The sequence below is a fragment of the Lysobacter sp. CA199 genome, from assembly GCF_052078715.1.
In the GTDB taxonomy this organism is placed as follows: domain Bacteria; phylum Pseudomonadota; class Gammaproteobacteria; order Xanthomonadales; family Xanthomonadaceae; genus Lysobacter.
On the sequence record NZ_JBQJIL010000011.1, the window covers coordinates 1 to 20,608 of the forward strand.

General features: G+C 63.6%; 25 protein-coding genes. 13 read left to right on the forward strand and 12 right to left on the reverse strand.

The window, feature by feature from the left end; translation table 11 throughout:
• The coding region (locus tag ACTOWJ_RS19805; protein ID WP_441336591.1) for an IS3 family transposase at window positions 1–93 on the forward strand (93 nt) is incomplete at its 5' end.
• On the opposite strand, the gene ACTOWJ_RS19810 is transcribed toward ACTOWJ_RS19805, so the two are convergent.
• Window positions 85–507, reverse strand: coding sequence for a hypothetical protein (locus tag ACTOWJ_RS19810; RefSeq protein WP_441336341.1), 423 nt, complete (start codon window positions 505–507; stop codon window positions 85–87). The two genes, ACTOWJ_RS19805 and ACTOWJ_RS19810, sit on opposite strands and share 9 nt — an antisense overlap.
• Window positions 508–517: 10 nt before the next feature.
• Window positions 518–1,360, reverse strand: a complete 843-nt coding sequence (locus tag ACTOWJ_RS19815; protein ID WP_441336342.1) for a serine/threonine-protein kinase — start codon at window positions 1,358–1,360, stop codon at window positions 518–520.
• Window positions 1,361–1,921: 561 nt separating this feature from the next.
• Between ACTOWJ_RS19815 and ACTOWJ_RS19820 the strand changes: the two genes are divergently transcribed.
• The 7 genes from ACTOWJ_RS19820 (at window position 1,922) to ACTOWJ_RS19850 (ending at window position 7,229) form a co-directional block, all read left to right on the forward strand.
• Window positions 1,922–2,164 carry a helix-turn-helix domain-containing protein gene (locus ACTOWJ_RS19820; protein WP_441336343.1) on the forward strand — a complete coding sequence of 81 codons (243 nt, stop codon included), beginning with the start codon at window positions 1,922–1,924 and terminating at the stop codon, window positions 2,162–2,164.
• 8 nt (window positions 2,165–2,172) lie between these two features.
• The gene (locus tag ACTOWJ_RS19825) at window positions 2,173–2,619 is read left to right on the forward strand and encodes a hypothetical protein (protein WP_441336344.1); all 447 of its coding nucleotides are present in this window, start codon (window positions 2,173–2,175) and stop codon (window positions 2,617–2,619) included.
• A gap of 232 nt (window positions 2,620–2,851) precedes the next feature.
• Window positions 2,852–3,583: a hypothetical protein gene (locus ACTOWJ_RS19830; RefSeq protein ID WP_441336345.1), complete on the forward strand. Its 732-nt coding sequence runs from the start codon at window positions 2,852–2,854 to the stop codon at window positions 3,581–3,583.
• Window positions 3,584–3,633: 50 nt separating this feature from the next.
• On the forward strand, window positions 3,634–5,085 hold the full coding sequence (locus ACTOWJ_RS19835) for an XVIPCD domain-containing protein (protein ID WP_441336346.1): 1,452 nt from the start codon (window positions 3,634–3,636) through the stop codon (window positions 5,083–5,085).
• Between the two features lie 143 nt (window positions 5,086–5,228).
• The gene (locus tag ACTOWJ_RS19840; RefSeq protein WP_441336347.1) at window positions 5,229–5,723 is read left to right on the forward strand and encodes a hypothetical protein; all 495 of its coding nucleotides are present in this window, start codon (window positions 5,229–5,231) and stop codon (window positions 5,721–5,723) included.
• A 399-nt stretch (window positions 5,724–6,122) separates the two neighbouring features.
• Window positions 6,123–6,728: an energy transducer TonB gene (locus ACTOWJ_RS19845; protein WP_441336348.1), complete on the forward strand. Its 606-nt coding sequence runs from the start codon at window positions 6,123–6,125 to the stop codon at window positions 6,726–6,728.
• A gap of 216 nt (window positions 6,729–6,944) precedes the next feature.
• Window positions 6,945–7,229, forward strand: coding sequence for a DUF6959 family protein (locus tag ACTOWJ_RS19850; RefSeq protein ID WP_441336349.1), 285 nt, complete (start codon window positions 6,945–6,947; stop codon window positions 7,227–7,229).
• Between the two features lie 158 nt (window positions 7,230–7,387).
• Here ACTOWJ_RS19850 and ACTOWJ_RS19855 read toward each other — a convergent pair whose 3' ends face one another.
• From ACTOWJ_RS19855 to ACTOWJ_RS19865, 3 genes are all read right to left on the reverse strand, one after another.
• Complete coding sequence (locus ACTOWJ_RS19855) at window positions 7,388–8,356, reverse strand: DUF2268 domain-containing putative Zn-dependent protease (protein ID WP_441336350.1); 969 nt, start codon at window positions 8,354–8,356, stop codon at window positions 7,388–7,390.
• A 229-nt stretch (window positions 8,357–8,585) separates the two neighbouring features.
• Window positions 8,586–9,302 (reverse strand): hypothetical protein, encoded by a 717-nt coding sequence (locus ACTOWJ_RS19860; RefSeq protein WP_441336351.1) that lies wholly within the window; start codon window positions 9,300–9,302, stop codon window positions 8,586–8,588.
• Entirely contained in the window at window positions 9,302–10,966 is a 1,665-nt protein-coding gene (locus tag ACTOWJ_RS19865; protein WP_441336352.1) for an alkaline phosphatase, read from the reverse strand. Before ACTOWJ_RS19865 ends, ACTOWJ_RS19860 begins: the two co-directional genes overlap by 1 nt.
• A 232-nt stretch (window positions 10,967–11,198) precedes the next feature.
• Here ACTOWJ_RS19865 and ACTOWJ_RS19870 point away from each other — a divergent pair, with 232 nt between their 5' ends.
• A complete protein-coding gene (locus ACTOWJ_RS19870) occupies window positions 11,199–11,456 on the forward strand; it encodes a hypothetical protein (RefSeq protein WP_441336353.1) in 258 nt (85 codons plus the stop codon).
• Window positions 11,457–11,985: 529 nt separating this feature from the next.
• The gene (locus tag ACTOWJ_RS19875) at window positions 11,986–13,002 is read left to right on the forward strand and encodes a hypothetical protein (RefSeq protein WP_441336354.1); all 1,017 of its coding nucleotides are present in this window, start codon (window positions 11,986–11,988) and stop codon (window positions 13,000–13,002) included.
• A 137-nt stretch (window positions 13,003–13,139) separates the two neighbouring features.
• On the opposite strand, the gene ACTOWJ_RS19880 is transcribed toward ACTOWJ_RS19875, so the two are convergent.
• The 3 genes from ACTOWJ_RS19880 to ACTOWJ_RS19890 are packed head-to-tail and all read right to left on the reverse strand — an operon-like array spanning window position 13,140 to window position 14,658.
• The gene (locus tag ACTOWJ_RS19880) at window positions 13,140–13,610 is read right to left on the reverse strand and encodes an SRPBCC family protein (protein WP_441336355.1); all 471 of its coding nucleotides are present in this window, start codon (window positions 13,608–13,610) and stop codon (window positions 13,140–13,142) included.
• Window positions 13,607–13,972: an ArsR/SmtB family transcription factor gene (locus ACTOWJ_RS19885; RefSeq protein WP_441336356.1), complete on the reverse strand. Its 366-nt coding sequence runs from the start codon at window positions 13,970–13,972 to the stop codon at window positions 13,607–13,609. The genes ACTOWJ_RS19880 and ACTOWJ_RS19885 overlap by 4 nt, the downstream gene beginning before the upstream one ends.
• On the reverse strand, window positions 13,969–14,658 hold the full coding sequence (locus tag ACTOWJ_RS19890) for a glutathione S-transferase family protein (RefSeq protein ID WP_441336357.1): 690 nt from the start codon (window positions 14,656–14,658) through the stop codon (window positions 13,969–13,971). Before ACTOWJ_RS19890 ends, ACTOWJ_RS19885 begins: the two co-directional genes overlap by 4 nt.
• 340 nt (window positions 14,659–14,998) lie before the next feature.
• Here ACTOWJ_RS19890 and ACTOWJ_RS19895 point away from each other — a divergent pair, with 340 nt between their 5' ends.
• Window positions 14,999–15,469: a hypothetical protein gene (locus ACTOWJ_RS19895; protein WP_441336358.1), complete on the forward strand. Its 471-nt coding sequence runs from the start codon at window positions 14,999–15,001 to the stop codon at window positions 15,467–15,469.
• A gap of 28 nt (window positions 15,470–15,497) precedes the next feature.
• Here ACTOWJ_RS19895 and fabR read toward each other — a convergent pair whose 3' ends face one another.
• Entirely contained in the window at window positions 15,498–16,157 is a 660-nt protein-coding gene (gene fabR / locus ACTOWJ_RS19900; protein ID WP_441336359.1) for an HTH-type transcriptional repressor FabR, read from the reverse strand.
• Between the two features lie 100 nt (window positions 16,158–16,257).
• On the opposite strand from fabR, the gene ACTOWJ_RS19905 reads away from it, so the two are divergent.
• Together ACTOWJ_RS19905 and ACTOWJ_RS19910 are read left to right on the forward strand one after the other, a co-directional pair.
• Entirely contained in the window at window positions 16,258–17,364 is a 1,107-nt protein-coding gene (locus ACTOWJ_RS19905) for a ferredoxin reductase (protein WP_441336360.1), read from the forward strand.
• A 7-nt stretch (window positions 17,365–17,371) separates the two neighbouring features.
• Window positions 17,372–18,517: a fatty acid desaturase family protein gene (locus ACTOWJ_RS19910; RefSeq protein WP_441336361.1), complete on the forward strand. Its 1,146-nt coding sequence runs from the start codon at window positions 17,372–17,374 to the stop codon at window positions 18,515–18,517.
• A gap of 217 nt (window positions 18,518–18,734) precedes the next feature.
• On the opposite strand, the gene ACTOWJ_RS19915 is transcribed toward ACTOWJ_RS19910, so the two are convergent.
• The 3 genes from ACTOWJ_RS19915 to ACTOWJ_RS19925 all read right to left on the reverse strand — a co-directional run bounded on the left by ACTOWJ_RS19915 (window position 18,735) and on the right by ACTOWJ_RS19925 (window position 20,514).
• Window positions 18,735–18,905 (reverse strand): hypothetical protein, encoded by a 171-nt coding sequence (locus ACTOWJ_RS19915; RefSeq protein ID WP_441336362.1) that lies wholly within the window; start codon window positions 18,903–18,905, stop codon window positions 18,735–18,737.
• 1 nt (window position 18,906) lies between these two features.
• Window positions 18,907–19,953, reverse strand: a complete 1,047-nt coding sequence (locus ACTOWJ_RS19920) for a pyridoxal-phosphate dependent enzyme (protein ID WP_441336363.1) — start codon at window positions 19,951–19,953, stop codon at window positions 18,907–18,909.
• An 84-nt stretch (window positions 19,954–20,037) separates the two neighbouring features.
• Window positions 20,038–20,514, reverse strand: a complete 477-nt coding sequence (locus tag ACTOWJ_RS19925) for an Lrp/AsnC family transcriptional regulator (RefSeq protein WP_441336364.1) — start codon at window positions 20,512–20,514, stop codon at window positions 20,038–20,040.
• Between the last annotated feature and the right edge of the window lie 94 nt (window positions 20,515–20,608).

Consider the following 20,608-nt stretch of genomic DNA (forward strand, 5'->3'; position numbering starts at 1 on the left):
TTCGACTACATCGAAATGTTCTACAACCCCACCCGCCGCCACAGCCATCTGGGCGGCGTCAGTCCTGAGGCCTTTGAGCGTGCCTCAATTTGAGGCTGGCGAGTGTCTTAAATTCCTGGGCAGTCCAAATTTGTAGTACTCGTTCGAGTACTTCTTATCTAGGAAGGCCGGAGAGCAGATGGCGTCAGCCTTCATGGTCGCTGCCTGATGGCTGACTTCTGTCGCTCTTTGTATCCACCATCTAGACGCGCTTCTATCCGCTGTTTCGAAGTCTGACGGATAGAACGACCATTCATTGAGCTTCCCCTTCTGGCTGGCAGGGTTGTAGAGCTGCGGATCAAGAATGACTTCGTATAGATTTCTTTTGTTCTTCAGGCGCGATAGGCGCTCGTTTACGTAAGCAGGGCCATCGTTTACAGGGCTCAGTACTACGCCTTTGTAGCTGTTCTCATCCACTTCATCCAGTAAACTCCAAGACTCGTGTCCAAGCTGTAAGTACATTGCCATCGGTCTGTCCTTATATGGATAGCGCAGCTATGAAATCAGGTGGGGTCCTAAATCTTGAGATCGGCCAAGCTGACAGGGCTGAAACTAATGCCTGAAATCCAAGGTCATTGAGTGTCTTGGCCGGTGTGGGTGGAAGGTGCGCTCTTGAAGCAACAGACATGATTGCCCTGCGAATATCTCCACCGCCTTCCATGAAGGGGTGGTGGCCAAGTAGGCATTCGGCAAGCACCACAGCAAGCCCGAATTGATCGGTCCGCCAATCAATTAAATGCTTTTCGTTGTTAAGTTGTTCAGGAGCCGCATAGGCAGGTGTGCCAGGACCGAGCCCAACAAAATCGCGAGTAAGGGATGGTTTGTCTAGCATCCTAACTACGCCAAAGTCGGTTAGGACCGGTGTCTGCCCATCGTCGTCGAAGAGGATGTTTGCCGGCTTGATATCGCGATGTACTAGTCGGCGCTCGTGGAGGTGGTGTAGTACGTCCGCAAGGCAGAGGCCTATGTAACGGACTTCCTCGCTGGATACTTTGCGTTCAAGAAGTCTCTTCTCGAGGGTCCCGCCGGGAATGAAATCCTCGATGACTACCCACGTGAGGTGGCCTTGCGCATCGGCAGCGAAGGCATGTCGAAGCGTTGCGATACTTCTATGCGAGCAGCCCATCAATGCTAGGGCTTCTCGCTCAAGTCGTTCCGTATCGTCGGAAATAATTGATAACTTTAGAGCAACCTTTTCCATGCTCTGTCGTACGAGGAAAGCGCTTTTGAACGCCCCTTGACCCAGATCGCCCAGAAATTCAAGCGAGTACTGGCGACAAATCTCCGCAGCCACGGACCTGAGGTCGATCGCGCTGCTCATCGTTTAGCCCATTGAAATGCTTGAGCGCCCTGTTGCGGACCCAGCCCAGCAATGGCTCGTGCTCCGTAGCTTCGATAAGTATGCAAATGCGCTTCCCGTCGAAGCTGCATAGGCCAATCCCCCTGTTCTCAAAATCTTCCTTGTTCCGAAATGCGCGATGAGAAACACTGTGAGGCAAAAGTACATACGCCCGATTTGCGTAGGCAGTATTTCGATAGGCCTGATAGTAGGCCCGCTTCCAATGAGTCAGCTTAGCCTCAAACGCGATAAGTGCTTTAGAACGGTCAAGGGCTAGTACATCTACTACGCCAGCAGCGTGATCCCATTCCCTGGTTACTTCAAGGCGTCCAAATTTCGACCGTTTTGCGCTCAGAACGTGCACAAATTGATCCACGAAATCCGCTTCTGAGTGGAACTCCGAAAGCTGCCCTGTTCGAATTGGCATGGGGGGCATATGGGGAGGTCTCTTTAAAACTGGCCGATATAAAAGCATATCTGCCATTTGGAGGGAGTCAATTACCCCAAAATGGGTTATTCCGATCTGGGCTTTAGGCTTTCCAGGTGCCTACAGTCCTCAACAAGCCCGAGTACTTCCGCCTACGCCAGTTGCTGGTAGAGGCTCGCGAGCGCGCCGGGCTTACGCAGAGCCAAGTAGCCGAGAAGCTGCAACGCGCTCAGTCGTTCGTCTCCAAGTACGAACTAGGCGAGCGCCGGCTCGATGTCATCGACTTCATGCACGTGTGCGCCTGTCTCGGTGTCGATCCCGGCGACGTCATCCGACAGGTCGCTAAGTCCCGCAAGTAACCATCTGCATGTTCGCGTTCCACGCTTCTTGTGGACTTCCATTTTTTGTTGCTACAAATATCCCAAAATGGGTTAAAAATACCCCAAAACAGGATATAAGGATTGCGGTGCCCTCTGCTTTGGTCGCCGCAAACAGCCACAGCAACTATCGGAAGGAGCCGCACATGTCAGTTCCCGCGTCACCCGCATCAGCTGTCACGCCGCTTCAGCGCTTCGAGTTCGTCGTAGCCGAAGCCAACCTCGCCATTGCTCGTAATTGGGCCGACACTCTCGGCGTTCCGCTCGCCTATCTGTACGCCGACAACGCCGACTTGGCTGAAGTGATCCTCGCCTTCGGCCTGCTGCCCGAGGCCGAGCAGCGCCGCCTTGCGGTGGAGTTGAAGGTGCGGGTGAGTTCACGGGCTAGTGATGTCCGCCCAGAGCGTGAAGCGCGGACCGCGTCGTGCAAACGCTAAGCCGGGTCGCGCCTCGATGCGAAAATGCGTTCAGAAGGCAGCAGGGTGGCACATCGCCGCGCCGCGCCGTGGCCTGGACTGCACTACCGCTATCTAAAGTGCTGTCTTCTCTTTTCACCGCCAGTCGGGCATAAAACGATCTGCGGGTCAGGAATGACGGAAAGCCGAAACGGCCTTGCGTCCGGCAGATGTAGTCTCAAGACTCAGTTGCGAGCGTGATTGGAGGCGGTGCATGTTCTTTTGGCGGAAATCAAGGAGCGCTGCTTCGCAGCTGGCACGGCAATTGTTGGCCGGAACCGGATTGGTGCTGGTTGTTTCGTCGCTGGCTTGTGGCCGGGCGGGATCGCAGGGGCAGGGAAACGGCGAGCGCAAAGCGGCGCCTCCGGCTGTGGCGCTGTCGAATGCTCAGCCATCGCCCCTGGCCCCTGTTCCAGCGCCCGCTCAGAAGCTCTCCATGGCGGTCTGCCCATCCAAGAATTTCAGCGGCTTCCTTAAGGTGTTCGCCAATCGATTGGACGTACAAGACGCGTTCACGCTGAGGCCTATCAAGGTCAAGTCTCCTTACTACTGGAAGCACAACACCGAGCCCGGGGACCCGCGTTATCCCAAATGGATCACGCAGGAGTCGAAGGTGGTCATGCCGAGCATCAACTACCGCTACGACGAACTGTCGAAGAAATACGTCTGGGACGACAAGGAGCTGAAGGTCGGCGAGGTCTGGAGCATCCAGGACGGCGATAGAGGCAAGCGGCGGGTTTCGCCGCTGCCGTACTTCAAGGTGCGTCGTGTCTCATCCGCCCGATACGAAGTGGACTACATCCGTAGCGGAACCGATTCCTATGTCATGAAGGCTGGCTGTTGGCACCTTGAAGAACAGTGGGAGCGTGAGGAAATCGTCAACTGCAAGTGGCCTGACGAATGTCGGCGCTTGCGCGAGTACGAAGCAGAGCCTACGGAAGATTGACTGGCTTTCTACTAGCTTGATTGTGGCACTCAAATCGGAAAGGAATCACGATGAGCGATGAGGCGGGTATCACCTATCGGGTAAAACAGCTTGGTGCTCCTAAGGGAGCTAGTAATGTTCAGACCAACGAGGCCGTTTCGGATTTCGACGGACTCGTAACCCACCACCCCAAAGACAATCGGCACGCCAAGCTGGAGAGAGGCTTGGTAGTGGATGGGCAGGGTGGGCGCGCGCATGCGGTGATCGGTGCGGAGATTCAGGAAATTGAAGTGGCCAGGCACGGCAATGACTATCGTGGTCTGAAGCCCGACCAGATCCTGTTGAAGAAAGATTTCATGCTTGAGGATCCTAGGCATCCGGAAAACCACCCCCGGGCTCGCCAGGTCTCCGTGCCTTCTCCCGTGTCAGGCTATGTCGGGCGCATCAATCATGCTCAGGGACTTGTCGACATTTACGATCGGGAAGGTGGTGACCTGATCGCCAGAGTGCGTCACATGGAACCCGTCTCCGTAGCGGAGACTGAGACAGTGGTATATGGCCAAAGGCTAGGCACCCAAGGCAACGCTCAGACAGGCGGCGTCCATGTCCATATTGAAATGGACACGCGGTACTACCGACAGTTCGAGAACTATGTGGCCGACTTAGCGGATGGTCGCCTTCCGGTGCAAGACGACAAGCGCGTGGGCGTTCAACCTCGCCCGGTTGTTGATGACGGTGTTCTCAGGCTGGGCGAATCTAGTTTGCGCATCCGCGATGTTCAAGAACATCTGAACGGCCTGGGCTACATCGGCGCCGACGGGAATCCGCTGGTGGCCGATGGCGTCTATCGCTTGAACATGCAACGCGCGGTGTTGGATTACCAACGCGAACAGTGCCTGTCGCCAACCGGGGACATCGATCGGGACATGCTGCAGGCCGTGCCGGCCCGCACGCCGCAACCGTTCGACCCTGCGATCCAAGGCGTCCCGTCGCCGGGGCTGCCTTACGCGCCGTTACCGCATCCGTTCGGGAGTGGGTCGGAGAATCAGCCCTGCGCGCCGCTCACGCCGCAGCAAATCGAGGAAGCAACCGAGCGTCGCAGACCGATAGACCCCGTCTTCTCGGCGGCGCCTTCATCGACGGGCGCAGAATTTTTGGTGAGCGCTGTAAGAGAGCGTCTGCCGCAGGCTTTCGCAAGTCACGGGGCAGTGCCGCCCGAGGCGGATCTGGATCGCATCGCGACTTGCCTGGCTGTCGAGTGCCGCCTACAAGGCATCGAACGCCCCGATCATGTAGTCGTCGGTAATCCAGCGGCCGACGGGTCGGGACGTCACGTTTTCGCGGTCGTGGGTGAGGTGCGTGATCCGGCAAGCCACCGTGTGGATGTGGCTGGGCAAGCAGCAGCTCAGGTTCCGGTCGATGAGTCGCTGCGCAAGCTGGAGGCTTTGCAGGTATCGCCGTCCGCGCTGACGCATGCGCCGCAGGCCCAGGAGCAAGAGAAGGGGCCAGTAATCCGGGCTTAGCGGAGTGGGAGGAATCACGATTGCCGCCTTGAGAGCGGAGTCGCTTTGAGCGATGCCCGGATTGAACAGGTTACGGCGGACCGTCCGGGTGGCAAGCTGTCGGTCCACCCACATTACCGTCGGGATCAAGGATGTCGAACCCAGTGGATTACGACAAGGACGCCGAGAGCTCACTGCGTCACCCCGAGCGCTTCGCCAGTTTGCCTCCACGCTCCGGTCTCGACCGTCGATTGCTGCTGTGGCGCTTTCCGTCCTTCCAGCCTTACAGCGCATGGTCGATCTTCATCGAACGTGAGGCGTGCTGGATCCGGCGCCTGGAGTACGACCGTACTCGCCAGCCCCTGGCTATCGCGGAGCCGGATGTTTATGGGGCCGAGGCGCGGATTGATCGAACAAGGGCCGATGAGCTGCTTCGAGAGTTCGAATCGCTCACGCTGCCGACGCGGATTCAGCAGGACTTTGGTCTGGACGGGGTGAGGTACGGCGTTGCGCTGGGCAACCCCTGGTTCGGCGCGCAGTTTCATTGGTGGTGCGATCCAGGCGAATCCTGGAGGCCGTTGGAGGCGGCGTTCGAGCGGGCGGTGGAAGCATTGGATGCGGTGTTGCCGGCCAGTACGTTGCGCAGTGGCGTGGCGTGAAACGCCCGCCGGTCGCGCGGCCGGGTTAGCGGCGGATTGCTTGTAGATATCTATGGCCCTCGAGCATTCGCTCCCACCGTACTCGCCGGTAAGGTGCGATCCGCACTTCCGAATTCTCGAAGCCGTAGTCCGCATGTCCGGTCGCAATGTCGCTACCGGCTGTGGCGAACAAGCGTTTGGCACCGATTCGACGCACGGCGCGTTCGACAGGTAAACAGGGATGGTGGCCACCCGTCGGAACCCGTTCTGGATAGCGTTCTCCGAGCTTGCGGTCTGCCCGTCAGATGCGCATATTCTTGTGACCAGAATCACACAGATATTTGGGGGCTCATGGACAGGGCAGGCGAAGGCGGGAAGTTGAACGGGCGGTCGGCATCGCGACACGGCGAGCGGCCCAGTGTGTTGCGCGCCTCGGCGATCGGCGGGGTGGTGGCGGTGCATGCGGCATTGCTGTTCGCGTTGACGTTGCCGGTCAATCCGTTCGAACGCGATCGGACGGTGCGCGACGACGATCTGTTCTTGATCCCCATGCATGTGCCTTTCCCGCCTCCCACGGGTTGCGGGTTCCGGCGTCCGGAGCGCCCAGCGGATGCGGCCGCCATCGGCAAGGATCTGCGCGTGTCGATCCGTCCCGTACCCGCGATGGCGCTGTCTGTACCGAGCGTGCTCGACGGTCTGGATCTGGCCTCCGCCGATGTCGGCCGGGCGCGGTTCGATGTGCCGCTGCAAGCGATGGTTTCGCCCGCGCCGGCGTACCCGCGCCAAGCGCTGTACGCGCGGCAAAGCGGTTCGGTCGAAATCGAAGTGGTGGTCGGCGCCGACGGCAAGCCGTTGTCGGCCAGGATCGTGCGCAGCAGCGGCCACCGCGCGCTCGACGATGCGGCCTTGGCCGCGGTGCTGGGCGGTTGGCGTTTCCAGCCGCAGGTGCGCGACGGCGAGGCGGTGCAAGCGGTGGCGCGGGTGCCGATCGAGTTCGTGCTGCCTGCGGGTATCGCTCGCGGTTGAGCCGCGTGCCAGTTTGTACGGAGGGTGTGCTCGGGATCGATATCATCGCAATGCGGTGCTGTCGTCGCGGACGTCTTCAGTACGATCGACGAGGCATCGCAGTACCTCAGACTGACTCGAAAGCGATTTGCGGCGGGCCATGCTGGCGCTGGAGCGTCGGTTGGCGTCGAATCACGCCTGACGACAAAGATCCATTCGGGCATCAGGGAGCAGGCCGTGCATATTCAGGAAGTCGAGATTTACTCGGATCAGACCAACGCAGCCATCATGCGCCATCCCGGGCGTCGATTCCCCGGGATGCTGATTCAAGGCGATACGCTCCACTCGCTCTGCATGCAGGCCGACCGTGTTTGCGACCTCGCAAGGGGGAAGCTGGCCGATGAAGAGTTTGAGGAGATCGATGACCTGCGAAATTGGCTGCGGAGCTATCTGAGCCACTACAAAGCAGTGTTGGACGAACATCGGATGCCGTTGCCATTCGATGAGACTTACGGTCTCTAGTCGTCCGACATTCGATTGACGAAGAGTCTCCATGGAGCGGAGTCAAGCTGCTCGCGCTATGTTTTGTATTGATAGGTTGCGCCTTCGCCGTGCTCGCCACAGATGGCACGTCCCGGCGGCCCGCGGCGACAGCGGCTCGCTCAGGAGCCTATCCCTGATCAAGGGGCTGTGGAGTCGCGATCGTTCTGCGGCATGAATCCTGATGCATCCATAAATGCGTGCGCGGCAGCGGCATCGAGATAGTTCAAACGAAGGATGTCGCGCAGTGCTCTGCCTTTGTCCGTCGCGCGCCGGTAGTAGGCCGCGCAGATCGCGTAACCAACGTAATAGCCCAAGTCGGCGACGCCGAAGGCATTGTCCGTGCCGTTGTAGAGCCAGTCCCGGTACGAATCCTTATCCATGTCCTGCGCGAACTTGTGCTTGATCTCATCGCTGTGCGCCGGCCCATAGCGCATGTACTCCAGCGGCGGGAGCTGTCCGGTGATCAGTTCGGCGACGAAGTCGGCCGCGCCTTCGGCCAATACCTGGCCGAGCAGGTGCTCCGGGTATCCTGCGACCTGTTGCGTGTGCACGTACTCGTGCATGCTCAACAACGTCAGGTTCTTCGCCGGATGCGTGGCGAAATACGTCGACAGACGCGCGCGCAGATCGGGCGGTAATTCGGATAGATCGACGTCGGGATCGCCGGTTGCGATCTCCGCGCCGATCAGGACTTTGTCGCCTTCGGCCGTGCCGACCGACGTCAGGCAGCCGATGACGGCGTACAGGCGGGCCGGTTTTATCTGCGGATAGATCGAACGAAACTTGTGCAGATGCGCATCGATCGCCGGCAGATCGGCTTTGATCGCCAACGTGTGCGGGCGGATGCTGGCCCAGAAACGTGGGTATCGGTTGATCGCGTCGAGATAGCGATCGGCCGTGCATTTCCTTTTCGCGACGAATGCCTCAAGCCCCGAGGTTCCGCGCAGAAGATACTCGCGTTCCAACGTCTGTTTTTGCTGTGCCCGGTCGGTGATCGCGGCGATGCGATCGTAGGCCGACCAGAAGCGCTCGATATCGTCGGATATGACCTGCGGCGATTCAGCGCAGACCGCGGGTGCTGAGCTTACTGCGACCAGAGCGATCAAGGTCCATCGACATAATTGGGCGACTAAGCGGTTCATGGGGCGCTCCAGGCGGCGGCGTCGGACGAGGTCGCTGCCGGTAACGGATGCGCGGACGGGGCTTAAGGTTTAAACGCGCTCGGGGAGGGCCGCGTCGGTACCGGGCGACGCGTTGCCGCTATTGCCAGCGGCCCGATGGGTTCCGGCGCTTGCCGGAACGATGGGGATGAGCCCGGCGATTTCCCGCCGGTTCTCAGTGCTGGTGGCGGTCGCTGCGATGCTTGAGATAAGCCGCCGCAAACGGATCCAACTCCATATCGCCCAGATCCGCGTAATCGGTCTCGCGATACTCCGCGGTGGCGGTGAACGCCGTCGCCGCGGCGACGCGTTCGAGCTTGCTCAGGCGAATCTCATACGCGCCGACCTCACCCGCCTTGGCCTTGCGCTTGCCGGTTCGGTAGTACGACGGCAAACCGTCGGCTTCGATCCACTCCAGCGCGATCGGTTGGCCTTCGGCGCTTTCGCCGGAGTAACGCGCGGCGCGGGTATCGAGTGCCTTGGTCTGGCCGTTGCTCTTCAAGACGGTGCGCAGTTCGGGATTGATGACGCTGGCCAGTTGGTTCCAGTCCGGCATCTGTCCGGTGGTGCGCAGGTCGCCGGGCGACCAGGCGACGCTGCGTTGTTCCTTGGCGAACAGTTCCAGGCGACTGATGCCGTCGGGCGTCTTGCGCCAGATTTCGACCGGTTCGCCTTGCATGCGGTATTCGATGCGATCGTCCGAACGCACCAGCACCAGCGTGCGTTCGCCCTTGCGGTCGCGGATCTGGTAATGCGCGACGACGGCCTGCGTATTGGGCGCGATGGCGGTTTGCGGCGCGTCCGCCGCGTCGCCGGCCCACACGGGGCCGGCGAACGCGAGTGATGCAACTACGGACAACGCCAGCGTGCGCAAGGTGACGCTTTCCTGCATTACAGCTTGGCCGACTGGCGCGCCATGCCGGCGCGCAGGTCTTCTTCCATCAGCGGCGCTGCGATCACCGAGCGGTTGCGGCCGTGGCCGCACTGGCCCAGCAGGGTGCACAGGAAGATGCTGGTGTTGCGCTGCGACTGCGCCATCACGTGGAAGATCGTGTTCTGTTCGACCACGCCCTGGAACGCGTGCGCGCCGGGACCGCGGGCGTAGATGGCGACGTCTTCGGCGGCGTGGGTTTCATCGCCCAGCGGCACGGCGGCTTCCTGCAGGAAGTCCGGGTTGGCGGTGTCGACGCCGGTCAGGTCCGGGCGCGCGTTCGGGCCGCGGTAGCCGGGGCCGTTGATGTAGCCCAGCGTGGTGTAGGGCTTGCCGTTCTTGTCCAGCGCCAATTGGCCGTTGGTGACCACCTTGCCGAGGATGTCGTTGCCGCGGTCGGGGTAGCCGGCGACGGTGAAGGTGTGGCTGTGGTCGGCGGTGACGATGATCAGCGTGTCGCGTTCGGAGGTCTTCTCCAGCGCCTTGCGCACTGCGTCGGACAGGGCGATGGCGTCGGTCAGCGCGCGGCTGGCGTTGCCGGCGTGGTGAGCGTGATCGACGCGGCCGCCTTCGACCATCAGGAAGTAGCCCTTGCGGCTGTTGTTTTCCAGCACGTCGATGGCCTTGGCGGTCATGTCGGCCAGGCTCGGCTCCTTGCCGGCGTCCTTCGGGCGGTCCTGTTCGTATTCCATGTGCGAGCGTTCGAACAGGCCGAGCAGGTGCTGGGTGCGGCGCGGGTCGATCGCGTCGAACTGGGCCTTGTTCCACACGTACTGCGAACCCGGGCGCGCGGACCATTCCTGCGGCAGGTTGCGGCCGTCCTTGCGGCGGCCGGCGGCGCCGGCGTCTTCCGGATCGCTCACGGTGGCCGGCAGGAAGTAGCTGCGGCCGCCGCCGAGGGCGACTTCCAGGCCGTCGCCGTAGGGGAATTCGATCAGCTGGCGCGCGATGTCCTTGCAGCCGTTGGTCTGGGCTTCGGCGGAGAGTTCGGCGTCGCTTTCCCAATCGCGGTTGGGGGTGTGCGCGTAGGTCGCCGCCGGGGTGGCGTGGGTGATGCGGGCGGTGCTGACGATGCCGGTGGCCAGGCCCAGGGCCTCGGACAGTTCCAGCATGCTGACCACGCCCTGGCCGCGCGCGGAGGCGCAGTCGCCGTACTTGGCTTTCTGGGTGACGCTGAGCACGCCCTGGTTGGTCTTGATGCCGGTGACCATGGCGGTCATGGTCGGCGCCGAGTCCGGGGTCTGGCCGTCGACCGAATAGGTCTTGGACAGGCTCACGTAGGGCAGGCGTTCGAACGAGAGCGCGTTCTCTTCGCCGCTGGCGCCCTTGAGCTGGCCTTCGCGGATGCGCGCGGCGGCGATGGTGGAGATGCCCATGCCGTCGCCGACGAACAGGATGACGTTCTTGGCCTTGAACGGGCTCGGGCGCAGGTTGGCGCCGTCGCGCGCGGTCTGCGCGCCTTCTTCGAACCAGCGCTGGGCGCTTTCCTGGCGCACCGGTGACTTGGGCGCGGTCTGCTTGGGCGCGGCGAATGCATCGGCCGACAGCAGGGGCACGGCGATCAGAGCGGTGAAGATGGCGCAGCCCAGGACGGTTGCGGCGGTGGAAGACGGAGTCTGGCGCATGGAATGTGGCTCGGGGGGATCGAGGGAGCGTCACTTTGCTTGACCCGCGTTTCAGTCGCATGACTGACTGGGACTGTGTTTGCGAAAACGCGATCGCGGTGGGGCTTGGCCGACGGCCGGGACGCGGATGCGGCGCCGGCGGACAGGCCGGCACCAGGCCGGCCGGCAACAGGCTTGTTGCGGCGGCCGCGTCGCGGCTAGGCTGCCAGGCCGCACGGTTCAGGATCCCGCGATGCGTCGCCGAGCCCATGCGCGCCTGCGCAACAAGAAACACCGCCCGCCGCCGTACCGGCTGCGGGTGATGTGCGAGTTCCGGCGCTGGTCGCGAAGTTTCGACCGCTACTTTCCGTCGGCCGGGGAGCTGGCGGAGAACCCGCGCTACTGGAACTGGGGAGCGTCCATCGATCCCGACAAGTACTTCGCTTATGTCAGCGCCCATTGGAGGTTCGGCGAAGTCGCGCTCGAGCGTGTTCCCTCCGCGAGTGCGTGAACGCCTGAACACCTGAGTGCCGAGGTCTCTGTGGGAGGGGCTTCAGCCCCGACGCTTTTGGTTCCTGCTTGGTGATCTGCCCGAAAAGCGTCGGGGCTGAAGCCCCTCCCACAAAAGACCTCGAAGGCGTCGGGGCTGAAGCCCTCTCACAAAAGACCTCGAAAGCGTCGGGGTTGAAGTCCTCCCACAAAAGACCTCGAAGGCGTCGGGGCTGAAGCCTCTCCAACAGAGACCTCGCATGAACGAACGCGATGCCGATCGCAGTTCCAATTCGGCGCACGGCGCATCTCGCCGTGCGCTGTCCCGATACGGCCCGATTCGTTCCCGGAATCTTCCTCGTAAAGCGCAGATCGCCCGCCTAGCGTGAAGGTGCCGGCGCGCTTGCGCCGGTTCGGCGATTCGGACCGATCGACGCGCGAGACATGCGTGCCGGCGCAGGCCGGCGATCGGAGTCGCAACGGATGCCGAGTGGGACCGCGGGCCGTCGGATGCGGCCGCAGATCGATACCCATGGAGCAAAGGAAATCCTATGAAGAAGTCACTGTTGTCCCACGCCCTGCCGTTCGCACTGTGCGCGCTGGCTGCGACGGTTTCGCCGGCGGCGTTCGCCGAGGATTCGCAGGAGGAGACGCCGCAGGAAGAACGCGACGCGGCCGAGAAGCTGGAGCCGATGCCGGAGCGGATCAAACAGTTCGTCGATTACGTCGCCGATCTGGACAAGCGTTATCCCGACAGCGCCCAGGTCGATCCGGAAAAATTCCTCACCGAGGAAGGCGAAGCGTTCGCGACTTCGTACTGCAAGGCCGCTGGCTTCGATGGCCCCTGCGTGATCGAGGTCAAGGACGGAGTCGAGACCTTCGTGCCCCATGCGCCGGCCGCGCGAGCCAACAAAGCGGCGATCGCGCGCTGGTGGAGCTGGCTGGATCCGCGCTTGTTCGCCATCGGCGTCATTCCCGAGCGCACCTACTGCCCCAGCCAGTATCCGTTGACCTGGTTCTACCACGACGACGAAGACCGTCGGAATGCGAATTCGCGCGGCGGCTGGATCGGCGGGACCACCTCCAACAACAATACGACCTGGCGCTATTGCCGCGTGGATTCGTACAAGTCGCTGTCGTACCGGCCGCTGCCGTACGCGGGCAATCGCTACGACTATTCGGTGTTGAACCTCGGCGTCTTTTGTCCTTCAGGCGCGCGCCGGGTGATGCGTTTCCAGGAAAACGAGATCTGGAACAACCAGAACTCCAGCTCGGGCCTCCCCTCGACCATGCCGAGCCTGTCGCTGCGTCCGTTCACCCTGACCTGGTACTGCCACTTCGACGGCGCCGCCTCGTCCTGGCTCGGGCACATGTCGAGCTTCCCGAAGCTGGGCTTCGCCCACGGCGTCCACGCGCCCTCCGCATTCCCCAGGCCCTGGGCGCTGAGCAACGGCTGGGTGCATCAGGACGACGAAGACTGGTTCAACCTGAACTTCTGGATCGGTTGGCCGGACGACGTGATGTTCGGCGGCGGCAACACCTGGCGCGGCTTGTCCAAGGTCGAATGAGTCGGTAGCGCGCGGTATGAGTCAGGTCGCGTCGCGGCCGTCGCCGTTCTCCCTGTGAGCGGCGGCGGTTGCGGCGCGATCTTGTGGAGGGTCTTCAAGCGCGACGCTTTCCGTTCGATCGCCGCGCCCGCAGAACTCTACTGCCGCGTGGATTCGTGCAGATACAAAGCAAGATGGTCGAACCCCGCCTCGGTCCCGAGCCGGCGTTCGTCGAGCTGCTGTTGCCCGTCCAGAAACACGATCTGCTCGGTAAACGTCATCTTCGTGCCCGCTACCGACGCCGCGAACTGCACGGTCGCCAACGACGCCGACAGATGCGCGGCATCCACGTGCATGCCGAAGCTGTAGACGATGCGCCGGTCTTCGACGATGTCGTAGTAGCGGCCCTGGAACCGATGCAATGCGCCGTCGGTTCCGCGCACGTCGATGATCTCGTCGCCGCCCGGGCGGAAATCCACGCGGTGATCGACCACCACCATGCCCGGCTCGCAGGTCATCCATTGGCGCTTGGCTTGCGGATCGGCCCAGGCGCGGAACACCTTGCGCGGCGGCACGGCGAACTCGCGCTCGATAGTGAAACTGGCATGGACGGTAAACGTTTCGCTCACGAGGGATCTCCGTCGGCCGCATCGCCGGCCTGCGACAACAGATAACGTCCGAGTTCGTCGAACTGGCGGTGCCATCTGGCTTTGCGCTCGGCCAGCCAACCTTCGACCAGCGACAAGGCGTCGGGCGCGATGCGATAGGTGCGCACGCGCCCGGCTTTTTCCGACATCACGATCCCGCCCGATTCGAGCACCGCCAGGTGCTTGACCACCGACGGCAAGGCCATCGCCAACGGGCGGGCGAGTTCGGACACCGAGGCCGGGCCTTCGCTGAGCCGCTCGATCATGCTGCGTCGACTGCTGTCGGCCAAGGCCTGGAACATCCGGTCCAGGCGCACCGCATCGGTTATCTGCGCGGGATTCATGGCGTGTCGTCCTTCAGGAAGCGCGCGGGAATCAGGTGTTGAAACGGAAAGAAATGGAAGTAGGGCCGGGCCTCGGAGTAGGTGCGGCGGACCGAGGGGCGATCCATCAGGCGATCGTGATACCCGGCCAGCCGTGTGTGCTCGCGCGCGAACGGCTCGACGATGCCGGCGTAAAACAGCGCCGGCGCGGCGGCGCAATCGGCCAGACTGAAGTCTTCGCCGCAGATCCAGCCGTGCTCGCCGGCCTGGCGTTCGATCATGCCGTAAGCGGTGGCCAGCGTGGCGCGCGCCTCGGCGACGCCGCGTGGATCTTTTTCGTCGTCCGCCCGCCTGCGGTCGGCGACGATCTTCTGCATCGGCGTTTGCACGTACAGATCGAAGAACCGATCCCACAGCCGCACGTGCAAGCGCGCGTCCTCGTCGGCCGGCAACAGCGGCCGCGCGCCGGGGTAGTGCTGCTGCAGATATTCGACGATCACCGTGGTCTCCGGCACCGTGCGGTCGCGCGCTTGGTCGCGCAGCACCGGCATCTTGCCGACCGGCCACAGCTCCAGGAAATCGGCCTTGGCGTCGGGATCGCCGAGGTCGACCAAGTGGTTCTCAAACGGGGTGCCTTGTTCGTACAGAGCAATCAGCACCTTGTGGCAGAACGACGCCAAGGGGTGGGAGTAGAGATGCAAGGACATGGCGGGCTCGTCGGATTGTCGGTTTCCCTGTTGGCTAAGTATTGCCATGCCGACCGCGGGGGCGCAAGAACAGTTTCTTGATTGGCTTAGTATTCCGACGGGCGGTCGATGGGCGATGGGGCCGCGCAGCCCGACTGTGGGAGCGGCGCAAGCCGCGACCGGGACCTCTCAGCAGCGATGCAAGCGTGGTTTCGCGGTCGCGGCTTGCGCCGCTCCTACACAGTCGGACATCGCGGCTTCAACCACGGGTTGGCCCCAGCAGCGCCGCGCGGTGCGCGCGTGCGACCATCCGCGCCGGTTCGCGCCTCGCCCGGCGAACGCATCGGAGGAACCACACGCGATGACCTACACGCTTGCGCTCTACATCCCGCTGGCGGTGACCGCGGTGGCCCTGGGCTTGGCGGGGCTGGGCTGGTTCTTCGTCAGGCGCCGGCATCGGCAGAAACTGGCGCTGCGTTTTGCGTTCGTGTGTTTTCTGATGGCCGCGGTGGTGGGCGGGGTGATGGCGCCGGGGATGTTCCTGGATCGGGTGACCATCGACGAGCAACGCCTGGAGCGCTCGCACGGGATCTGGTTCATGCCCGACTACGGCGTCAAGGGTTTCGATCTGCCGCGGGTGCGCGAGATCGTCATCGGCGAACAACAACGCACCGCGAGACGCGGACGTCGGGTGACCGATGAGGTGTGGACGGCGATCTACACCGACGGCAGCCGCGAAGAAGTGGTGGCCGGCGATTTGTGGAAGCACCATCGCGCGCAGATCATCGAGCGCTTGCGCAAACGCGGGATCGAGGTGAAAGACCTGCGTTAGCGGCGCCGGCCGCGCGCCGCGCCGGGCTTTAGTACGGGATCTTTCCCATCTTGGCCATCGCCCGTGAACCGGCCAGTATCATCCGCACCATCACGCTCATCTGTTCGATCAGCTCGGGATCTTTCTCGCGCGGCATGTCCATCGCGGTGGCGCCCATCGCGAACACCAGGCGGGTGATGGAGCGCGAGACCAAGGCCGGTTCGTACAAGGTCACTTTGTCGATCGCGGCCAGGCGGATCAGATCGACCCGCAACTCTTCCTCGAAGAACGACAGCTCGCGGTCGACCGCGCGCTTGAACGCGTCCGAGCCGACCGTGCCTTCGCGCAGCAGCACGTGCAGCAGTTTGTCGTCGGCGCGCAGCTGTTCCATGAAGGTTTCCAGCGAGCTGCGCACGATGCTGCGCCGCGCGGCCACGCGTTGGCGCGCCTGGCCGACGATCTTGCGCAGCGATTGGCCGGCCAGATCGATCAATGCGACCGCCAACTCGTCGGTGTCGCGGAACTGGCGATAAAAACTGTTGGGCGCGATGCCCGCTTCGCGCGCGACCTCGCGCAGGCTCAGGCTGGAGACGCTGCGATGCGGACCGATGAGTTTCAGCGCGGCGGCGATCAGGTCCTCACGGGAGATCGTCGCCTTGCGGCCCGGGTGCGTATCGACGTCGATGTCGCTGGGAAAGCGTTGGCTCACGGGTGGCTGGCGCTCGGTCGGGCAAAACACATGATACTCCGGTCAGGGTATTAATATACGGTTGTGCACACATCTGTGCGGATATGTGTATAGTGCCGTCATGAACGCTGCCGTCCGCCCTTCCACCCGCCGCCCCCAGAGCCGTCTTCGACGCCTGATCGCGCCGTTGGTCGTCCCGCAAGTCTTTGATTTCTGGGCATCCAGGCTCCATCCGACCTGGACCTGGGAGCGCCCGTTGGCGCGCATCGTCGAGCGCAGCCCGGCCTCGGCGGATGCGGTGACCCTGCTGTTGGCCCCGAACCGGCACTGGGCCGGTGCCCGCGCCGGCCAGCATCTGATGATCGGCGCGCGTATCGACGGTGCCCTGGTCTCGCGCAGCTACAGCCTGTCCGACGCCCCGCGCGGCGACGGCCGCATCGCGATCACGGTCAAGGCGATCGAGGGCGGCAAGCTCAGCCGCCATTTGCACGATCACGCCCAAATCGGCGACGTGCTCGAGATCGGCGAAGCCTTCGGCGAGATGGTGTTGCCCGAACGCAGCGACAGCGCGTGGTTGTTCCTCGCTGCCGGCAGCGGCATCACTCCGTTGATGGCGATGACCCGCGAGCTGGCCGCGCAAGGTATGCCTGCGCCGCTGACGCTGCTGTACTGGGCGCGTCGTCGCGAAGAATTGTGTTTCGTCGACGAACTGCGCGCGCTCGCCGCGCAGCATCCGAATTTCCGCGTGCGTTTCCTGCTGACCCGGCAGGCGCCGCAGCACGGCGACGAAGACGCCGGCCGCATCGATGCGCAGTTGTTGGCCCAGCATGTGGACGATCTGTCCGCGCATCGGGTCTACGCCTGCGGTCCGGGCGGTTTCGTCGCTCAGGCGCGCGAGTCCGCCTCGGTGCAGGTGCGCGCGTTCGAGGCCGAAGCCTTCACCCCGCCGCCGCGCGCGGTGGAAGAAGGCGGCTTGGTCGAAGTCGTGCTCGCGCGCAGCGGCCGCACCTTGGCGCTGCCGCGTGGCCAATCCTTGCTGACCGCGCTGGAAGCGCACGGTCTGAACCTGCCTTCGGGCTGCCGGATGGGGCTGTGCAATACCTGCTCCTGCGGCAAGTCTTCCGGCAGCACCCGTCATCTGCACACCGGCGCGGAACAAACCGAACCGGTGTCTTCGCTGCGTCTGTGCGTGAACAGCGCGACCAGCCACCTCGTCCTCGATCTGTGATCCGTCCATGACCACTGCCCGCAATCGTCCGCTGACCCCGCCCGAACTCGATCGTTTCGGCGAAGAACTCGACGCGCTGCGTGCGCGCACCGTGGCTCAACTGGGCCGCGTGGACGCCGACTACATCCGCCGCGTAGTCGCCGCGGTGCGCTACACCGGCCTGCTCGCCCGGTTGCTGCTGTTCGTCGGCGCCGTCGGCGGCGCGTTCGTGTCCTGGCTGTTCTGGCCGGCGCTGATCCTCGGCACCGTGTTGTTGGGGCTGTCGAAGATCGTGGAGAACATGGAAGTCGGCCATAACGTCATGCACGGCCAGTACGACTGGATGCGCGATCCGCATCTGGACGGCAAGACCTACGAGTGGGACATCGTCGCCACCGGCGACAACTGGCGCCGCTCGCACAACTATCAGCACCACACCTGGACCAACGTGCGCGGCATGGACGACGACATCGGCTACGGCCTGTTGCGTCTGTTTCCGGAGCAGCGCTGGCGCGCGTTCTACCTGCTGCAGCCGTTCATCGCGGTGGTGTTCGCGCTGTTGTTCCAATGGGGCGTGGCGATCCAGGAACTGCGCGTGGGCCGCTGGCTCGCCGGCAAGACCACCCATCGGCAGATGTGGCGCAAGTTCGCGCCGGTCGGCCGCAAGATGAGCAAGCAGTTGCTCAAGGATTATGTGTTGTTCCCGCTGCTGGCCGGCCCGTTCTTCCTGCCGGTGCTGCTGGGCAACCTGGTCGCCAACCTGATGCGCAACGTGTGGACCTACGCGGTGATCTTCTGCGGTCACTTCACCACCGATACCGAAGTGTTCCCGAAAGAGTCGGTGCGCAACGAGTCGCGCGGTCACTGGTATCTGCGCCAGCTGCGCGGTTCGGCCAATCTGACCGGCGGCAAGTGGATGAACCTGATGACCGGCAATTTGAGCCATCAGATCGAGCATCACTTCTACCCGGACATTCCCGCGCGCCGTTACTCGGCGTTGGCGGTGGAAGTGCGCGAGATCTGCGAGCGTTACGGCCAGCACTACGACACCGGTTCGATGCCCAAGCAGTTCGGCCAGGTGATCTGGCGGATCGTTCGCCACGCCTTCCCGAGCCGGCCGGGCAAGCGGCGTCCGCTGACGCGGGCGGCGGAAGTGGTGGAGGTTCAGGGGTAAGAGCAACAGCAACAGCTCAAATCCCCCGCGTTCGCTGCGCGAACGCCGCCCCCTTTTCTAAGGGGGCAACGGCAACATCGGTTTCGGGCGGCGCGTGCATCGCACAGTGGTCTCGATCAGAGTCGACGCCACGTCCACCCCCCGCCACCTCCCGAAGCATTCCCCCCTTTGAAAAAGGGGGCTAGGGGGGATTTGCTCTTGACGTGCCGCAAAACGATCACGCCGCGCGCTTGAACCCCAACGCCTCTTCGATGCTCACCTCGCCCTCGAATTTCCCGCTGCTGATCGCCGGCAGCTGTTGCTCGATGGAGTGGGCGAAGATCACCGCCGGGTCGGCTTCCAGCTTGAAGCGTCGGGCCTGAAGCCCCTCCCACAACAGCGCTGCCACTTCAGCAGGTCTCGGCGGATTCGACCAAAGCGGCCTCGGTAATCACCACCAGCACCACGCTGTCGTTGTTGAGTCCGTGCGCGCGCCGCAATTCGGGATCTACGGCGGCGTGCAGCAGGCCGGCCACGCCGGCGGCGCCGGAAGGCGTGCTGTCGGGACCGCCGGCCGCGTTCACCGCCGCCGGGGCCTGGCTCAAGCCGGTTTCGTCCACGCGCATCGCGCGCGCGCCATGGCGCTGCAAGCTCGCCAGGGCCACGCCCGCGGCTTGCCCGCACGAGAGCATGCCGGCCACGGTGGCCAGATCGCCGGCGATGCGCTGCGGATGCCCCACGCGCAGGCCGTGGCCGACGCAGGCTGCGTTGTCCGGTTCCACCACCACCAGGCGCGCCGGCGCGCGCAGCCAATCGTGCAGTCCTTCGGCCAGCGCCGTGGCGAGTACGCCGACACCGGCCTGGACATAGACGTGGGTCGGCGCCTGCGCGCATTGCGCGCGCAGCTCGCGCGCCAGCAGGCCGTAGCCGGCGAGCACGTCGGCGATCACCGGGTCGTGAGGGTCGCTGCCGGTGTCGGCGATCAGCAATCCCTCGCCGCGCGCCGCGAACGCTTCGGCCTGCAGCACAGCGTCTTCGTAATCGCCTTGCACGCGCGCGATTTCGGCACCGAGCGCGCGAATGCGCGCGGCGCGCGCCTCCGCCACCGCCGCCGGCAGAAAGACCCGCGCGGCGATGCCGACATGATGCGCGGCGGCGGCCACCGCCAGGCCGTGATTGCCGTCGCTGGCGCAGACCAGGCGCAGCGGTGCGGACGACGCGGCGCAGGCCGCGCGCAATTGCGTCAGCGACGCGGCACCGGTGCGCCGGCTCAGCGCGCGCAGGCCGGCGTACATGCCACCCAGCGATTTGAAGCTGCCCAGCGCGCGTTGATTCTCGGCTTTCGCCAGCACCTGCCGCACGCCGCAGCGCTGCGCCAGTACGGGCAGTTCGAGCAGATCGGTGGGAACTTGGTCCGGCCACAACTCGGCCGGGTCGGAAGGCCACAATACGTTCATGACCCCAGTCTAGAACGCCGGTCGCGCGCGCCGGCGGCGTTGTGGCGGTGCCGCGCGCCGAAAAAACGCGCGCGGTCGGCGGGGTCAGTCGGGTTCGTCTTCGGCGACCGGAATGCTCAGTCCGCGCTTGACCAGACTCAGCGCGACATTGGTGGTGAAACGCCTGATGTTGGGATTTTCTTCGACCATGCCGACCATCAGCGCGTCGAAGTTCTCGGTGTCCGGCGCGGTCACCACCAGCACGAAGTCGGCCTCGCCGGTGACGTAGAACACTTGCTGCACCTGATCGTGCGCCGACAGCCAGCGTCGCAGTTGCGCCAACAGTTCGGGCCGTTCTCGCTCGACCTGCAAGGACACGATGAAGAAGGTCGGTTTGCCGACCTGCCTGGGGTCGAGCACTGCGGTCTCGCGCAGGATCACTCCGTCTTCGCGCATGCGCCGCAGCCGGCGCTGGATCGCCGAGGGCGACAGCGCGACTTGTTCGGCCAGGCGATCGGCGGTCTGGCCGGCGTCGTGCTGCACCAGGTTGAGTAATTGGCGGTCGAAGCGGTCGAGTTTCATGGTCTGCATCTTAGATTCAAGCGAACAACCCGAACAGCGCACAACCCAACAAACAGGCCGAACTCCGCCCCCGGCCCGACGGCGAAAACAGCCC

What these genes read in the sequence shown, in the direction of transcription:
- ACTOWJ_RS19830 (WP_441336345.1), top strand. Translation starts at nt 2,852, where the DNA reads ATGTTCTTTTGGCGGAAATCAAGGAGCGCTGCTTCGCAGCTGGCACGG.
- ACTOWJ_RS19885 (WP_441336356.1), bottom strand. Translation starts at nt 13,972, where the DNA reads ATGAATCCCGCGCAGATAACCGATGCGGTGCGCCTGGACCGGATGTTC.
- ACTOWJ_RS19865 (WP_441336352.1), bottom strand. Translation starts at nt 10,966, where the DNA reads ATGCGCCAGACTCCGTCTTCCACCGCCGCAACCGTCCTGGGCTGCGCC.
- ACTOWJ_RS19920 (WP_441336363.1), bottom strand. Translation starts at nt 19,953, where the DNA reads ATGAACGTATTGTGGCCTTCCGACCCGGCCGAGTTGTGGCCGGACCAA.
- ACTOWJ_RS19890 (WP_441336357.1), bottom strand. Translation starts at nt 14,658, where the DNA reads ATGTCCTTGCATCTCTACTCCCACCCCTTGGCGTCGTTCTGCCACAAG.
- ACTOWJ_RS19860 (WP_441336351.1), bottom strand. Translation starts at nt 9,302, where the DNA reads ATGCAGGAAAGCGTCACCTTGCGCACGCTGGCGTTGTCCGTAGTTGCA.
- ACTOWJ_RS19895 (WP_441336358.1), top strand. Translation starts at nt 14,999, where the DNA reads ATGACCTACACGCTTGCGCTCTACATCCCGCTGGCGGTGACCGCGGTG.
- ACTOWJ_RS19875 (WP_441336354.1), top strand. Translation starts at nt 11,986, where the DNA reads ATGAAGAAGTCACTGTTGTCCCACGCCCTGCCGTTCGCACTGTGCGCG.
- ACTOWJ_RS19925 (WP_441336364.1), bottom strand. Translation starts at nt 20,514, where the DNA reads ATGAAACTCGACCGCTTCGACCGCCAATTACTCAACCTGGTGCAGCAC.
- ACTOWJ_RS19815 (WP_441336342.1), bottom strand. Translation starts at nt 1,360, where the DNA reads ATGAGCAGCGCGATCGACCTCAGGTCCGTGGCTGCGGAGATTTGTCGC.
- ACTOWJ_RS19835 (WP_441336346.1), top strand. Translation starts at nt 3,634, where the DNA reads ATGAGCGATGAGGCGGGTATCACCTATCGGGTAAAACAGCTTGGTGCT.
- ACTOWJ_RS19910 (WP_441336361.1), top strand. Translation starts at nt 17,372, where the DNA reads ATGACCACTGCCCGCAATCGTCCGCTGACCCCGCCCGAACTCGATCGT.
- ACTOWJ_RS19905 (WP_441336360.1), top strand. Translation starts at nt 16,258, where the DNA reads ATGAACGCTGCCGTCCGCCCTTCCACCCGCCGCCCCCAGAGCCGTCTT.
- ACTOWJ_RS19870 (WP_441336353.1), top strand. Translation starts at nt 11,199, where the DNA reads ATGCGTCGCCGAGCCCATGCGCGCCTGCGCAACAAGAAACACCGCCCG.
- ACTOWJ_RS19825 (WP_441336344.1), top strand. Translation starts at nt 2,173, where the DNA reads ATGTTCGCGTTCCACGCTTCTTGTGGACTTCCATTTTTTGTTGCTACA.
- ACTOWJ_RS19810 (WP_441336341.1), bottom strand. Translation starts at nt 507, where the DNA reads ATGGCAATGTACTTACAGCTTGGACACGAGTCTTGGAGTTTACTGGAT.